The organism is Verminephrobacter aporrectodeae subsp. tuberculatae At4, from assembly GCF_000193225.1.
GTDB lineage: Bacteria > Pseudomonadota > Gammaproteobacteria > Burkholderiales > Burkholderiaceae_C > Acidovorax > Acidovorax aporrectodeae.
Genome location: NZ_AFAL01000414.1, coordinates 1 through 15,146, shown reverse-complemented (window position 1 = coordinate 15,146; position 15,146 = coordinate 1). Strand labels below are relative to the sequence as shown.

Here is a 15,146-nt window from a genome sequence, read left to right as displayed (position 1 = left end):
CGAGCGCGTCGGGGGTGTGCGCGTAGTCCACCGCGACCAGCGGTTGACCGGCCAGCGCCAGCTGCTGCATGCGGCCCGGGACGGGCTGCAACGGCGCGCAGGCCGCGACCGCGTCGCGCAGCGCAACGCCCAGGCTGCGCAGCGTGGCCAGAACGCCGAGCAGGTTGAGCACGTTGTACTCGCCGATCACATGGGTTTGCAGCAACAGCTGTTGCTCTGCGCCCTCCTCGTGCAGGGTAAAGCGCAGCCCCTGCGCACCCGGGGCGATGTCCCGGGCCGCCAGGCGCGCCGCGCCGCGGGCCGAGATGCTCCACAGGTCGAGCGCGCGCCCCTGGAGCTCAGCGTGCAGCCGGGCGCCCGCAGGGTCGTCCACATTCACGACCGCGGCGCGCAGGCCGGGCCAGTCGAACAGCGCGCGCTTGGCGCGCCAGTAGCCGGCCATGCTGCCGTGGTAGTCGAGGTGGTCCTGCGTGAAATTGGTGAAGATGGCCGTGCGGATGCGCGTTCCATCGAGCCGGGCGTCGGCCAGGCCGATCGACGAAGCCTCGACGGCGCAGGCCGTCAGCCCCTGCTGCGCGAACCGGCTCAGCGCGCTCTGCAACTGGAACGGGTCCGGCGTGGTCAGGCCCGTGGCCTCGAGCGCCGGCGCAACCCCCAGGCCCAGGGTGCCGACGAGCGCACATTGCTTCTGCGCCGCCGGTGCGCGGCCGCAGAGCCCATTCAGGGCCTGCGCGATCCACCATGCGGTGCTCGTCTTGCCGTTGGTTCCGGTGACGGCGAGCACGGCGAGCCGCTCGGCGGGCTGCCCGAACCACTGCGCCGCGATCGGCCCGGCCGCGGCTCTGAGGCCGTGCAGGGCGGCGATTTGCGCGTGCGGGAAGGCGAAGCCCTGCACGCCCGCCTGCTCGACCAGGCAGGCCGCAGCGCCGCGCGCCAGCGCGTCGGCCACGTGGGCGCGGCCATCGGTGACGGCGCCGGGCCAGGCGACGAAGCCGTCGCCCGGGGCGATCCGGCGGCTGTCCGCGTGCAGGCTGCCGCTGACGCGCGCGCGCAGCCATTGCACGGCCGCGTCTGCGCCATCGAGCGCGTGCGGCGGGTTGTGCATCGTGGGCGTCATCACGGGCATCACAGCGGCTCCGGCTCCGCGTCGGCCACGATGTGCGGTTTCACGGCCATGTCGGGCGCAACGCCGAGCATGCGCAGCGTCTGCTGAACGACCTCGCTGAACACGGGCGCAGCCACCGCGCCGCCGTAGAACTGGCCGCCTCCGGGCTCGTCGATCATCACCGCGACGATGATGCGCGGCGCGTCGATCGGGGCCATGCCGACGAACCAGGCGCGGTACTTGCCCGACACATAGTTGCGGCCCTCCTGCTTGCGCGCGGTGCCCGACTTGCCGCCGACCGAGTAGCCCAGGGTCTGCGCCTTCTGGCCCGTTCCGCCCGGGCCCGCGGCCAATTGCAGCATGCGGCGCACCTGATCGGCCGTGCGTTCGGAGAACACGGGAACGCCCACGGCCGCCACGTCGGTCTTGAGCAGCGTTGCCGGAATCACCCGGCCCCCATTGGCAAACACGGTGTACGAGCGCGCCATCTGGAGCAGGCTGGCCGACAGGCCGTAGCCGTAGGCCATGGTCGCCTGCTCCACCGGGCGCCAACTCTTGTAGGGACGCAGGCGGCCGCTGACCACGCCGGGAAAGCGCAGCTGCGGCTTTTGCCCGAAGCCTGCGGCGGAGAAGGTCTCCCACATCTCGCGCGCCGGCAGCTGCATGGCGATCTTGGTGGTTCCCACGTTGCTCGATTTCTGGATCACCCCCTCGACCGTGAGCAGGCCATGGTTGTGCGTGTCGGAGATGGTCGATCCGGTGATCGTGATGCGTCCCGGGTTCGTGTCTATCGGGGTCTCGGGGCGCACGCGGCCGGTCTCCAGCGCCAGGCCGATGGTGAACGGTTTCATCGTCGATCCGGGTTCGAACACGTCGGTGAGCGCGCGGTTGCGCAGCTGCTCGCCGCTGAGGTGCTGGCGCTGCCCGGGCAGGTAGCTCGGGTAGTTGGCCAAGGCCAGCAATTCGCCCGTGTGCGCGTCGAGCACCACCACGCTGCCGGCACGCGCCTTGTGCACCGCCACCTGGTCGCGCAGCTTCTGGTACGCGAAGAACTGCACCTTGCTGTCGATGGACAGCTGCATGTCGCGCCCGTCCACGGGCGGGACGCCCTCGCCCAGGCCCTCGACCACGCGGCCCAGGCGGTCCTTGATCACGCGGCGCGATCCGGCGCGGCCCGCGAGCAGGTCGTTGAAAGCCAGCTCCACGCCCTCCTGGCCCAGGTCCTCGACGTTCGTGAAGCCGACCACGTGCGCCGCCGCCTCGCCCTCGGGGTACTGGCGCTTGTATTCCTCGCGCTGGTAGATGCCCCGGATCCCCAGGGCCGCAATCCGCTGGCCCACGTGCCAGTCGAGCTGGCGCTTGATCCAGACGAAGGTCTTGTCCTCGTCGGCGAGCTTTCCGTGCAGCTGCGCCAGCGGCATGTCGAGCAGTTTGGCGAGTTCCTCGAGCTTCGCGCGGACCGCGGGCGCGTCCTGGTCCACGTCCTCGGGAATCGCCCAGATGCTGGTCGCGGGAACGCTGGAGGCGAGGATCAGGCCGTTGCGGTCCAGGATCTTGCCGCGGTTCGCGGGCAACTCCAGCGTGCGCGCGAAGCGCACCGCGCCCTGGCGCTGGAAGAAGGCATTGCCGAACACCTGCACGTAGGCCGCGCGCGCGCCCAGCCCCATGAAGCCGAGCGCGATCAGCGCCACGATGAACTTGCTGCGCCAGACGGGCGTCTTGCTCGCCAGCAGCGGACTGGATGCGTAGCGCACGCTGCGGCTCATGGTTGGGCACCCTGTGGATCGGTCACGTACTGGGTGATTGCCGGCGTCGCCGGGAGCATGTTCAGCTGCCCGCGGGCCATCTTTTCGATGCGCAGCGGCGTCGCCTGCGCGCGCTTTTCCACCTGCAGCCGCCGGTACTCGGTCTCCAGGCGCCGCGCCTGCGCGTGCGCGCGATCGAGTTCGGTGAACAGGCGGCGCGACTCGTACTGGGTGTGCACCAGATAGACCGCGCTCGTCAGCACGGCCAGCAGCAGGACGGCGTTCAGGCGGGCCATCGTGTCAGGCCCCGGTGCGCTCGGCGACGCGCATGGTCGCGCTGCGCGCGCGCGGGTTCGCCGCGACTTCGGCGGCACCGGGCCGCACGCGCCCCAGCGCCACGAGTCGCATCGCCTGCGGCGCGGCAAACGGCGCACGGCGATCGAAGGCCTCGCGCGCATGCTTGGCGATGAAGCGCTTGACGATGCGGTCTTCCAGCGAATGGAAACTGATCACCACCAGACGCCCGCCCGGGCACAGCACCGCGAGGCTGGCCTCTAGCGCTTGTTGCAGTTCTTCAAGTTCGGCGTTAATGAAAATCCGAAAAGCTTGAAATGTGCGCGTTGCAGGGTTCTGGCCCGGCTCGCGGGTTTTGACCGTGCGCGCCACGAGATCGGCCAGTTCGGCGGTGCCGACGAGCGCGCCCCGTTTCTCGCGCTGAGCAACAATCGCCTTTGCAATGGAGCCAGCAAACCGTTCTTCGCCGTAATCACGCAATACCTCCGCAATCTGTCCTGTTTCGGCCGCAGCCAACCAATCGGCCACGCTTGCGCCGCGCGTGGTGTCCATGCGCATGTCCAGCGGACCGTCAAAACGGAAACTGAAGCCCCGCCCGGGGCTGTCGATCTGGGGCGAGCTCACGCCCAGGTCCATGAGCACGCCGGCCACGCTGCCCGCGGGCAGGTCCGCGAGTTCGCGAAAGCCCTGGTGCCGAATGGAAAAACGCGCATCGGTGATGCGCGTTGCTTCGGCGACGGCCTCGGGATCCTTGTCATAGGCCACGAGCCGCCCCTGCGGTCCGAGCCGCTGCAGGATCAGACGCGCATGCCCTCCGCGCCCGAATGTCGCATCGACCCAGGTGCCCGCGGGCGCGGGCCCGGCGGCACCGAGCAGCGCGCTCACGGCCTCTTCGAGCAGGACGGTGGTGTGTTGCAAAGCGTCTGCCACGGTGCGCCTTAAAAGGAGAATTCCTTGAAGACATCCGGCATGTCGCCCTGCATGGCCCTGGCCTCCTGCGCGTCGTAGCTCGCCTTGTCCCAGAGTTCGAAATGGTCGCCCATGCCCAAGAGCATGGCGTCCTTGGAGATGCCTGCGGCCGTGCGCAGTTCGGGTGAGACTAGCACGCGGCCCGTGGCGTCCATTTCCACGTCCATGGCGTTGCCCAGAAAAATGCGCTTCCACCACTGCGCGGACATGGGCAGTTGGGCGATGCGCTCGCGGAACCTCTCCCACTCGGGGCGGGGAAAGACCATCAGGCAGCCGTGCGGGTGCCGGGTGATGGTCAATTGGCCCGCAGCGTTCGCCACCAGGACGTCACGATGCCGGGTCGGCACGGATAGCCGACCCTTCGCATCCAGACTTAGCGACGAGGCCCCTTGAAACACGGACAGACTTTCAGCTCGGTTTGCCCTCCGGCCCGTGCAACAGACCTGAAGGGCACTTTTCACCACTTAAATGCACTTTTTTGCACTGTAGCAGGAAAAGCACAGCGAGCAAGCGCTGCCCAAACAAATTCTTACAGCGAAATCAGGGACTTAGGATTCATTGCGCGGTCCGCAGAGAATAAAACGCATTAAAAATAGGTACTTGGGAAGCCTTGTGGAAGTGACGTCTCAAGAAAAACTGCGCTCAAAGGATGTAGCGCGAAAGATCCTCGTCCTGGCTCAAGGTCTGCAGGCGCTCGTCGACATACGCGGCGTCCACGGTGACGGTCTGGCCCGACAGGCTCGTGGCGCCAAAGCTGACTTCGTCGAGCAGCCGCTCCATGACGGTGGAGAGGCGGCGCGCGCCGATGTTCTCGGTGCGTTCGTTGACCTCGAAGGCGATGTGCGCCAGGCGCGTGATGCCCTGCGGGGCGAAGTCCAGCGTCACGCCCTCGGTCGCCAGCAGCGCCTGGTATTGCTTGACCAGCGATGCGTGCGTCTGCGTGAGGATGGCCTCGAAGTCCTGCACCGACAGCGATTCGAGCTCGACGCGGATCGGAAAGCGCCCCTGCAACTCGGGAATCAGGTCGCTCGGCCGGGCCAGGTGAAACGCCCCGGAGGCGATGAACAGGATGTGGTCGGTCTTGATCATGCCGTACTTGGTCGATACGGTGGTGCCCTCGACCAGCGGCAGCAGGTCGCGCTGCACGCCCTGGCGCGACACGTCGGCGCCGCTGGTTTCCTGGCGCGTGGCGACCTTGTCGATTTCGTCGATGAAGACGATGCCGTTCTGCTCGGCGTTGGCCACGGCCCGGGTCCTGATCTCCTCCTCGTTGACGAGCTTGCCCGCCTCTTCATCGGTGATGCGCTGTAGCGCCTCGGCGATCCTTAACCGGCGCGTGCGCTGCTTGTCCTGCCCGAGCTGGCTGAACATGCCGCGCAGTTGCTCGGTCATTTCTTCGAGCCCCTGGGGGCCCATGATTTCGAGCTGCGGCCGGCCTTCGGAGACGTCGATCTCGATTTCCCGGTCGTCGAGCGCGCCTTCGCGCAGCTTCTTGCGAAACACCTGCCGGGCGGTGCTGTCGGTGCTGGCTTCGGTGCCCGCGACGCCCCGGGCGGGCGGGATCAGCGCGTCCAGAACGCGCTCCTCGGCCGCGTCCTCGGCGCGCTTGCGCACCTTGTGCATCTCGGATTCGCGCGTCTGCTTGACGGCCATTTCGGCCAGGTCGCGGATGATGGCGTCCACGTCCTTGCCCACGTAGCCGACCTCGGTGAACTTGGTGGCCTCGACCTTGATGAAGGGCGCGTCGGCAAGCTTGGCCAAGCGGCGGGCGATCTCGGTCTTGCCCACGCCGGTGGGGCCGATCATGAGGATGTTCTTGGGCGTGATCTCCTGGCGCAGGTTGCCCTGCACCTGCTGGCGGCGCCAGCGGTTGCGCAGCGCAATGGCCACGGCGCGCTTGGCGCTGGTCTGGCCCACGATGTGCTTGTCGAGTTCGGAGACGATTTCCTGGGGGGTCATGGACGACATGGCGGATTTCCTGGTGGCGCGAGGCTTGGGCGCTGAAACAATCAATGGAGCGCTCAAAACGATTGAAAACAGGGCATTGTGCGGTACGCCCGCGGGGTGGAGCGGGTCGGGGCGGGCGCACTGTACGCGCCGGTACGGCGTCCTACAGCGTCTCGATGCTGTGCTGCATGTTGGTGTAGATGCACAGCTCGCCTGCGATCTCCAGGGATTTTTTGACGATGTCCTGCGCGCAAAGGTCGGTGTGCTCAAGCAAGGCCCTGGCGGCCGAGTGCGCGTACGCGCCGCCCGAGCCGATCGCCACGATGCCGCGCTCGGGTTCGAGCACGTCGCCGTTGCCGGTGATGATGAGCGAGGCCTGCAGGTCGGCCACGGCGAGCATGGCTTCGAGGCGGCGCAGCACGCGGTCGGTGCGCCAGTCCCGCGTCAGTTCGATCGCGGCGCGCACCAAGTGGCCCTGGTGCTTGTCGAGCTTGGCCTCGAAGCGCTCGAAAAGGGTGAAGGCGTCGGCGGTGGCGCCGGCGAAACCCGCGAGCACCTTGCCGTGGTGCAGTTTGCGCACCTTGCGCGCCGAGCCCTTGACGACGACGTTGCCCAGGGTGACCTGGCCGTCGCCGCCAATGGCCACCTGCACGCCTTGGGGCGTCTCGCGGCGCACGCTCAGGATGGTGGTGCCGTGAAACACCGGATTCTCTGTGGATGGGTTCATGACTGCCGCAGGTGGAGGTGGCCCGGCATTTTGCAAGCCGGGCGGCACGGGGCATGGGCGCCTTCAGTTCTTGCGCGGAAGCACCCAGGCGTGCTCGTTGATACCGATCACGTTGAAGAAAATCGCCACCAGCCGCTGCAAGTTATGAAACGCGACGACGTGGCCGCGCCCCTGCTGCTCAGCGGCCCAGTTGAGCACCGAGCCCGCCGCGGCAAAGTCCACGCGGATGAGCATGTCGCAGGCAATGGAAAACGGCACGCCGGGGCGCAGCAGGCCATCGAAAGGCGCCAGCAGCGGCGTGGCGCTGCCGTCGATATGGCCGCTGAGCTGTGCTGCGGGCACGGTGTCCGGCGGCGCGGACAGTTCGCCCAGGTCCGAGGCCATGAAGTCGCTGTGGCCGCTGTTGCCGTTGTCTGGCGCCAGCGGGGCCTCATCCGAGGATGCGCCCTCGTCGCAGCGATACCCGCAGCGTGGCGCGACCCAGGCCGGGGGCGAGACCTCGTAGGTCACGCAGTAATCGAGCGCCACCAGTTCGAATTCGTCGAGCTTGTCCATGAGGCGCAGCACGGCCATGCGCAGAAGCCACCAATCGGGGCTGTGCGAGCGCTCGCCCGAAGGGGTCTTGGCGCCGAGCAGGGCGTTGAGCCGTTCCACGCCCGAGAACACGAACTGGCCCTCCTGGTTCGCCCACTGGACGAACAGGTTCGTCAGCAGGGGCACAGCCGCCGGGTCGATGTCCGTCAGGCGCTCCCAGAACAGGGGCCAGGGCCCGTCGGCGCGCGCTAGCGACGCCTGCAGCGCCGCCACGGAGGTCACGGCCAGCATGGCAGGAGCATGCCAGTTGAAATCGCGGTGCACGGCGGACGCCGCCACGGCGCCTTCCGCAGGGGCTGCGGCGCCGGCCATTCCGAGTTGCTCGGGCATCGAGAACCACAGTGGCGCGGAGCGGTTGAAGCGGGCGGCAAAGTCGATCGCCAGGGACTCGAAACGGTCGTTGCGCCCAATGGCGCGGTACAGGTCGAACAGCGTCATCCAGACCTCGATCTGCTGCTCGGGCGCGTCCTGCTGGCGCTGGGCCAGCACCTCCAGCAGGCCGGACTCCGCCCCCGCATGGTCGCCATTGGCAAAGAGGATGGCGGCTTCTTCCAGATCGGGTTCGTGCACGAATTCCCTGGGCGCGAGTACGGGGGCCGGCGCGGGTGCGGGGGCGGGAATGGGCGCGGGCCTTCTTGGGGCAGGCGCAGGACCCAGGGGCGCCTGCGCCGGGTACCCGGCTGCGGGCACCGTGGTTCCGGCAAACCAGCCAATCGCCGAGCTGTCGTTTGCGAACAAGGGCGCAACCGCGGGCGGGGGCGGGGGTTCGAGCAGCGCCTGCAGACTGGCCGGGACCGTGGGCGCGTAAGCCTGCGCGTCCGTGGCCTGCACGTCGGCGGCGACCGGCGGGCGGGCGGGCGCATCCCCCGCGCCCGGTTTGCTCTTCCACCACTGCTGCGCCATCTGCGCTTCGATCTCGTCGATCTTCTTGAGCGTGTCCGCGCGCTCGTCGGGCATGACCATGCTGCTGTGGAAGAACGAGGGTTGCGCCGCGGGGTCTGCTGCCACGCGCCGCCCCGGCTGCACGCCGCGCTGGCGCAGCCGGCGCAGCTGATCGAATTCGCGCTGCCGAACGAAGTCGTTGCGGCGCTTGCGCTCGATCATTTCCTTGAGCATCTGCTTGCTGTAGAGGCTCTCCTTATCGTCCTGCAACGTATTCAGCGAGCGCCAGTCAGTCGTGGGGTTGCGCACGAACCGCACCACCTTCGACAACAGCCCACCGGGTGTGGAGTCTTCCTTGCTCATGTTCGGGGTTCACAGTGCGCAAAGGGATGGTCTGTTCAATCACCGAACATCTTTTGCTTGAGTTCGCGGCGTTGCTGCGCCTCCAGCGACAGCGTGGCCGTGGGGCGCGCGATCAGGCGGCCGACCCCGATGGGTTCGCCGGTTTCGTCGCAGTAGCCGTAGTCACCCGTGTCAATGCGCGCGATGGACTGCTCGATCTTCTTGAGCAGCTTGCGTTCGCGGTCGCGCGTGCGCAGTTCCAGGGCGTGTTCCTCTTCGATCGTTGCGCGGTCTGCCGGATCGGGGACGACCACGGTGTCTTCGCGCAGGTGCTCGGTGGTTTCGCCTGCGCTGTTGTGGATGTCTTGCTTGAGTTGCACCAGCTTCAGGCGGAAGAACGCCATCTGCTTTTCGTTCATGTACTCGCTGTCGGGCATGGCCAGAACCTCGGCGTCGGTCAACTCTTCGGCGGACCGGGTCTTCCAGTTGTTCGCCAGCCGGGGATCCTTTTTCGCAACCGCGTAGGTGGGCTGCGCTTGCGCGGTCGTGGGCATGGTGTGTCGGTAACTGGCTTTGGCCGCAGTCGAAGCCACGGACTGCGCCATGGATGGTACGGTCAATTGGGCCAGGCGTGAAGAGGGTCGGGCCATGCGCGTGGGCAGCTGCGGGTCAGCCGCCGCAGCCGTGGCCGACGAGGCGGTGGCGGAACCAGCGCCCGCCTTGGGCGCTGCGGCCTTGGGAGCGGACTTTGCAACAGCATTCGGTGCCACCGGGGTGGCGGCGCTTTTCGCCGTGGCAGGGGCGGCGCTCGCCTGGGATTTGCTGGCGCTGGTTTCGGCTTTCACTTGGCTGGTCTCCTCGCAATACGGGTGGGCCCCGCTGCCTGCGCGGGCAGGCTTTGCGGGGGTTTTCCCGGGGGCGATTGTATCGACCCGGGCTGACGCAAATGGTAGCGTTGCGGATACGGCACAAACCCGCCGGCCCCGGAGCTCGCGGCGAGTCTCTGCGGGTCAGGCCAGGCTCTGCTCCAGCCCTTGCTGGAAGATGTCCCGGGGCAGGTCGAGGCCAATGAAAACCATCTTGCTGATGCGCTCCTCGCCATCGGCCCAGGGCGGGCCCAGATCGCTGCCCATGAGCTGGTGCACGCCCTGGAAGATCACCTTGCGATCGGTTCCCCGCATATGCAGCACGCCCTTGTAGCGCAGCATGCGCGGGCCATAAATGTTCACGATGGCCTCGAGAAAATCCTCCAGCTTGACCGGATCGAACGGGCGCTGCGAACGGTAGACGAAGCTCTTCACGTCGTCATCGTGGTGGTGGTGCCGTCCCTGGTCGCCGTGGTCGTGCTGGTCGTGCTGGTGCGCGGGGTGGTCGCAGTGCGCGCCATGCGCATGGTCGTGCCCGGGGTGCCCGTGTGCCGCCTCTTCCTTGAGAAAGTCCGGGTCTATGTCGAGCTTGGCGTTCAGGTTGAAGCCCCGCAGGTCCAGCACTTCCTCAAGCGCGACGGCGCCGAAATGCACGGCCCTGATCGGCGCACGCGGGTTCATGTGTTTCAGGCGATGGGTCAGCGCATCGGTCTCCTGGGCGCTCACGAGGTCGGTCTTGGACAGGAAGATCTGGTCCGCAAAGCCCACTTGGCGACGCGCCTCCTGGCGCTCGTCGAGCTGCCGGCCGGCGTGCTTGGCGTCGACCAGGGTGATGATGGAGTCGATCAGGCAGGTCGCGGCGATTTCCTCGTCCATGAAGAAGGTCTGCGCCACGGGGCCCGGGTCGGCAACGCCGGTGGTCTCGATCACGATGCGGTCAAAATCGAGCTGGCCCTCGCGCTTCTTGGCGGCGAGCAATTGCAGCGTTGCGCGCAGGTCTTCGCGGATGGTGCAGCAGATGCAGCCGTTGCTCATCTGCAGGATCTGCTCCTTGGACTCGGTCACGAGAATGTCGCTGTCGATGTTCTCTTCGCCGAATTCGTTTTCGATCACGGCGATCTTCTGACCATGGGCTTCGCCCAGCAAGCGCTTGAGCAGGGTCGTTTTGCCAGAGCCCAGAAAGCCGGTGAGGATGGTGACGGGAATCAGGGACATGGGAAGGTCTTGTGGATTGCAAACAGCGCCAACGGCACGCGCCGCCAGCGGGATGGGGAGTTTATCGGGGTTGGGCCGGGGGCGCCTGCAATGAGGGAATCAGGCCCCGGAGCGGCGCACCATGCGCGTGAACAGGAATATGCCGGCGAGCACCAGCGCGGTTCCGGCGGCCACCCAGAGCGTGAAGGGCTCGTCCAGAATCCACACGCCCATGGCAATGGTCGACAGCGGCCCCACCATGCCCGTCTGCGCGGCCATCCCTGCGCCGATGCGCTCGATGGCCATCATCACCAGCACCACCGGCGTCGCCGTGCACAGCGTGGCATTGAGGATGGACAGCCAGATCACCTCGGGCACCACCTGCGCCGCGCCGAGCGGCCGCAGCACCGCAAACTGCGCCAGGCAGCACAGACAGGCCACCGAGGTCGCCAGCCCGACCAGGCGCAGCGCCCCCAGGCGCCGCACCAACTCGCCGCTGTAGACGAGGTAGACGGCGTAGGCCACCGTGCTGAGGAACACCAGCAGGGCGCCCCACGCCGCGTCGTTGCCCTGCGAGCCCAGCTCGCGGCCGAACACCAGGACCACGCCGCAGTAGCTCAGCAGCATTCCCGCCACCTGCCCCCAGCGGATGGTGCGCCCGTACAGCAGCCAGCCGAGCCCCACGACCAGCGTGGGGTTGAGGTACAGGATGAGCCGCTCCAGGCTCGCGCTGATGTAGGCCAGGCCGGCAAAGTCCAGAGCGCTCGCCAGGTAGTAGCCCGTGACCCCGAGACCGAACACCCCGAGCCAGTCGCTGCGCGTCAGCGGCGGCCGGCCCCGGCCCGCCCACCAGGCCATCACGACAAAAATCGGCAGGGCGAACAGCATGCGGTACATGATGAGCGTGACCGCGTCCACCCCGTGGCGGTACGCCAGCTTGACGATGATGGACTTGCCGCTGAAGGCGATGGAGCCAAGAAACGCGAGCAAAAGACCGGTTGCAATGCCCTTGCTCGCGGCCTGCTCCGGCGGTATGGGTTGGACCGAAGACATGGGGGTTCGAATTTCCTGTCAGGGGATTGCGCCCCAGCGCAGCGCGCCAGGCGCTGCGCTGGGGAATGCGGGATGGACCGTGGCGCGCGCCCGATGGCATGGCCTGCGCCCAAGCATGCAGTGTGCCAGGAGTGCGGGGCGCGCGCCATCGCCGCTTCGCGTGGCTGCCCCGGCCGCTAATCGGGTCTGCGCAACACCCGATGGTGCAGGCGCCTGAGCGCGCACCACACGCCGAAGGCAACCACGGGGATGGCGCCGGCCACCGTGCTCTCCGGCGACAGGGGCCAGCCCAGCGGCTGCGCCGCCTTGGCCAGGTGGCTCACGAGTCCGACGACGTAGTAGGTGATGGCCGCGACCGACAACCCTTCCACGGTGGACTGCATCCGGAGTTGCAGGTCCTGGCGCTGGTTCATGGTGGCCAGCAGCGCCTGGCTGCTTTGCTGCTGCTCGATCTCCACGCGCGTGCGCAACAGGCTGCTCGTGCGGGAGACGCGCTGAGACAGCGCATCCTGGCGCCGGGCGGCCCATTCGCAGGTGCTGCGCGCGGGGCTCAGGCGCCGGTCCATGAACTCGCCGATGGTCTGCATTCCCGCCAGGCGGGACTCGGCAATCTCGCGGATGCGGCGGTCGAGCAGCCCGAAGTACGCACTGCTCGCCGAGAAGCGCGATTGCGTCGCCGCGTACTGGCTCTCCACCTGCCCGGCCAGGCGCGTGAGGCGGTCGAGCAGGGCCGCCTCGTCGTCGCGGCGGGCGCTGCGGATGGCCTGCGCCAGGGCGGCCAGTTCGCTCTCGGCAAGGGCCAGCGCACGGGCCGCCTCGCGCGCGGCGGGCAGACCCAGCAGGGCCGCCATGCGGTAGGTCTCGATCTCCAGCAGGCGCTGTACCAGGCGCCCCAGGCGGCGCGGCGTCATGCCCCCGGCGAGCAGCAGCATGCGCGAGAAACCGTCGGCGTGGATGGCAAAGTCGGTGTAGACCTCGCCGTGCCCGCCGGCCACGCTGGACGCGACCAGCCGGTCTTCGTTCAGCAGTTGCTTCACCAGGGCGCCCGAGCCAAAGATATGCGTCGGCAAGACCCACAGGTTCAGGCTGCACAGGCATTGCCCGGGCAAGGCGGCGAGCCAGTCGTGGGCCACGGCGTCGGCCGCGCTCGCGGGCTCGCGCTCGCCCAGGGAATCGACCGCGGCGGGCTGCATGAAGGTCCAGGAGACAAACTCGGTGTGCAGTTCCCAGCGCATGCGCAGGCTCCCCAGGTCCATGCGCAGGTGGGTGCTGTCGGCGTCGGGCAGCGCCAGGTGGTGATCGCGCAAGAGCTCCGCCACGTGGGCGCGGCTCGCCTCGCGCTCGGCGGCGTCGGCGAGCATCACGATGTGGGCGATGGCCAGCGGGGCGCTCATCGCCTCGGGCGGGCGGGCGTGGACCTCGTTGTGCAGCATCACCCGGTGGGGGTGCTGCGTGGGACGGACGGAAGCGGGCATGCGGAACCTCTGAATTTGGGGTCGGGCGTTCAATGCTCCGGGTCTTGCGTGCCGTCGTCTTGTCGCAGGATCGTTTCGTAGTACCGGGCAAGGCCGCTGCCGCCATGTAGCGAAACAGGGGCGGCAAGCTGCTCTTCGGCCTCGGGGGAGAAGACGACGCGATGGCGCCTCATCGCGTCCTGGCATGCTCGGCGGCGAGCCGGGCGCGTACCTGCTCGGCCGTGACGGCGCGCGATGGGTCCGCCATCCGCGCGTCGCAGGCCGGCCCCACTTGGCCGTGCAGCCAGTTCTCCACCGCCCGATCGCGCGCGAGCAGCACCCGCAGGCCGCCGCGGATGACTTCGCTCTCGCTCGCGTACTCGCCGCAGCGCACCTTCGTTCTCACCACGTCCGCCATATCGAGGGGCAGGGTGATGCGCATTTGTTGCGTGGTTCGCATGACGGGCTCCGGGGGGATTGGCAGGATTGGCGGATTGAATCCTACGGCCTTGTGCGCCACCGGTCTACTGTGCTGTCGCGCAAAAGGTTGGCTGGGGACCTGTGGTCTTGTAGGGCACGATGGGAATGGAGGCTTTGCCCAGCACGGGCAAGTATCTTGACCGGACAAAGGGCGCGAAGGCCCCTCCTGCTTGGCAAATTCGGCCCATTCGTGCTGCCCCAGGCAGGGAGAGTTGGGCGGTCCGGAAAAAAAATACGCCCCCGGGGGCATGCTCGCGCAGAGGTCGCACCGGGGGCTTGCTTTGGCCGGAGGATACCCTATTGCCCATTCACAGCCAAGCCAAGTGAAGCGAAAAAGTGACGCGGACGAAGCTGCCGGAGTTGGATGCCGATGGTCTCAACCAGCATGATCAGTCCTCCACAAAGGCCTCTTCGCGCTTGTGCTTGACCGAAGGCAGCAGCACGATGACGAGCAGCAGCACGGCGGCGGCGAGCAGGCCGGCCGACAGCGGGCGTGTGACGAACACGCTCCAGTCGCCGCGCGAGAGCAGCAGCGTGCGGCGCAGGTTTTCCTCCATCATCGAACTCAGGAGGAAGCCCAGCAGCAGGGGGGCGGGCTCGGTTCCCAGCTTGTGGAAGACGTAGCCCACCAGGCCAAAGGCGCCGACCATCCAGATGTCGAAGGGGTTGCTGCTCATCACGTACACGCACACCGCGCAGAACAGCATGATCGACGGGAACAGCCAGCGGTAGGGCGGCGCGGGCAGCAGCTTGATCCAGATGCCGATCAACGGCAGGCTCAGGATGATGAGCATGACTATCATCGAAGCGACCAGGCCCCGGAACAGTTCCGGCTTGTTGATCATCACCTCGGGGCCGGGCTGTATGTTGTAGATGGTTATGGCGCTGACCATCAGCACCGTCACCAGGTAGATGCCCAGCGTGAGCAGCGAGATGACCTTGGCCGTGACCACCTCGCGCTGGTCGCTGGGGCGGGCCAGGTTGGCGATGATCTCGCCGTAGCCGAAAACGCCCATGGCGATGGTCACGAAGCCGATGCCATCGGTCAGTTCGGGAATGTCGAAGCTGAAGCGCACCACGCCCGAAGTCAAGTCGGTTCCCACGAGGCCCATCAGCAGGCCCAGCAGAATCATGGCCACGGTCTTGAGCAACGAGCCCGAGGCCAGCACCACGGCGCCGATCAGGCTCAGCACCATGAGCGAGAAATTCTCGGCGGAGCCGGACCTGAACCCCACGTCGGTCAGCGACAACACGAGCGCCGCCAGGATCAACACTCCGTAGACCATCAGGGCCTTCACGCACCAAGCGGGGTGGCGTTTTCGCTGGCAGGACTCTCTGGTCAGCATGATCAGCCCTCCACAAAGGCCTCTTCGCGCTTGTGCTTGACCAAAGGCAGCAGCACGATGACGAGCAGCAGCACGGCGGCGGCGAGCAGGCCGGCCGACAGCGGGCGCGTGACGAACACGCTCCAGTCGCCGCGCGAGAGCAGCAGCG

Annotated in this window: 14 protein-coding genes and 2 pseudogenes; all 16 read right to left on the bottom strand. The window is 67.5% G+C overall.

Features of this window, described 5'->3' with window-relative positions:
- The coding region (locus VTU_RS27095) for a Mur ligase family protein (RefSeq protein WP_010104629.1) at positions 1-1,126 on the bottom strand (1,126 nt) is incomplete at its 3' end.
- Positions 1,126-2,871: a peptidoglycan D,D-transpeptidase FtsI family protein gene (locus VTU_RS0112440; RefSeq protein ID WP_010104627.1), complete on the bottom strand. Its 1,746-nt coding sequence runs from the start codon at positions 2,869-2,871 to the stop codon at positions 1,126-1,128. The genes VTU_RS27095 and VTU_RS0112440, both read right to left, overlap by 1 nt.
- Positions 2,868-3,146 (bottom strand): cell division protein FtsL, encoded by a 279-nt coding sequence (ftsL, locus tag VTU_RS0112435; RefSeq protein ID WP_010104625.1) that lies wholly within the window; start codon positions 3,144-3,146, stop codon positions 2,868-2,870. The genes VTU_RS0112440 and ftsL overlap by 4 nt, the downstream gene beginning before the upstream one ends.
- Positions 3,147-3,150: 4 nt before the next feature.
- The gene (gene rsmH, locus VTU_RS0112430) at positions 3,151-4,074 is read right to left on the bottom strand and encodes a 16S rRNA (cytosine(1402)-N(4))-methyltransferase RsmH (RefSeq protein ID WP_010104623.1); all 924 of its coding nucleotides are present in this window, start codon (positions 4,072-4,074) and stop codon (positions 3,151-3,153) included.
- Between the two features lie 8 nt (positions 4,075-4,082).
- The gene (gene mraZ / locus VTU_RS0112425) at positions 4,083-4,511 is read right to left on the bottom strand and encodes a division/cell wall cluster transcriptional repressor MraZ (RefSeq protein ID WP_010104622.1); all 429 of its coding nucleotides are present in this window, start codon (positions 4,509-4,511) and stop codon (positions 4,083-4,085) included.
- Positions 4,512-4,755: 244 nt separating this feature from the next.
- Positions 4,756-6,081: an ATP-dependent protease ATPase subunit HslU gene (hslU, locus tag VTU_RS0112420; RefSeq protein WP_010104621.1), complete on the bottom strand. Its 1,326-nt coding sequence runs from the start codon at positions 6,079-6,081 to the stop codon at positions 4,756-4,758.
- A gap of 142 nt (positions 6,082-6,223) precedes the next feature.
- A complete protein-coding gene (hslV, locus tag VTU_RS0112415) occupies positions 6,224-6,787 on the bottom strand; it encodes an ATP-dependent protease subunit HslV (RefSeq protein WP_029554355.1) in 564 nt (187 codons plus the stop codon).
- Positions 6,788-6,850: 63 nt separating this feature from the next.
- Complete coding sequence (locus tag VTU_RS0112410) at positions 6,851-8,626, bottom strand: STAS domain-containing protein (RefSeq protein ID WP_010104617.1); 1,776 nt, start codon at positions 8,624-8,626, stop codon at positions 6,851-6,853.
- Positions 8,627-8,661: 35 nt separating this feature from the next.
- Complete coding sequence (dksA, locus tag VTU_RS27090) at positions 8,662-9,450, bottom strand: RNA polymerase-binding protein DksA (RefSeq protein ID WP_010104615.1); 789 nt, start codon at positions 9,448-9,450, stop codon at positions 8,662-8,664.
- Between the two features lie 165 nt (positions 9,451-9,615).
- On the bottom strand, positions 9,616-10,686 hold the full coding sequence (locus tag VTU_RS0112400; protein WP_010104613.1) for a CobW family GTP-binding protein: 1,071 nt from the start codon (positions 10,684-10,686) through the stop codon (positions 9,616-9,618).
- A 99-nt stretch (positions 10,687-10,785) separates the two neighbouring features.
- On the bottom strand, positions 10,786-11,718 hold the full coding sequence (locus VTU_RS0112395; RefSeq protein ID WP_010104611.1) for a DMT family transporter: 933 nt from the start codon (positions 11,716-11,718) through the stop codon (positions 10,786-10,788).
- A 176-nt stretch (positions 11,719-11,894) separates the two neighbouring features.
- Positions 11,895-13,193 (bottom strand): DUF3422 family protein, encoded by a 1,299-nt coding sequence (locus tag VTU_RS0112390; RefSeq protein ID WP_029554354.1) that lies wholly within the window; start codon positions 13,191-13,193, stop codon positions 11,895-11,897.
- Between the two features lie 29 nt (positions 13,194-13,222).
- Positions 13,223-13,366, bottom strand: coding sequence for a hypothetical protein (locus VTU_RS33600; protein WP_010104607.1), 144 nt, complete (start codon positions 13,364-13,366; stop codon positions 13,223-13,225).
- Positions 13,363-13,632 (bottom strand): ribbon-helix-helix domain-containing protein, encoded by a 270-nt coding sequence (locus VTU_RS0112380; RefSeq protein WP_010104605.1) that lies wholly within the window; start codon positions 13,630-13,632, stop codon positions 13,363-13,365. Before VTU_RS0112380 ends, VTU_RS33600 begins: the two co-directional genes overlap by 4 nt.
- A 409-nt stretch (positions 13,633-14,041) precedes the next feature.
- Positions 14,042-14,929 (bottom strand): annotated as a pseudogene (locus tag VTU_RS27085) (tripartite tricarboxylate transporter permease); the annotation flags it as partial.
- Between the two features lie 71 nt (positions 14,930-15,000).
- A pseudogene (locus VTU_RS35870) lies at positions 15,001-15,146 on the bottom strand (tripartite tricarboxylate transporter permease); the annotation flags it as partial.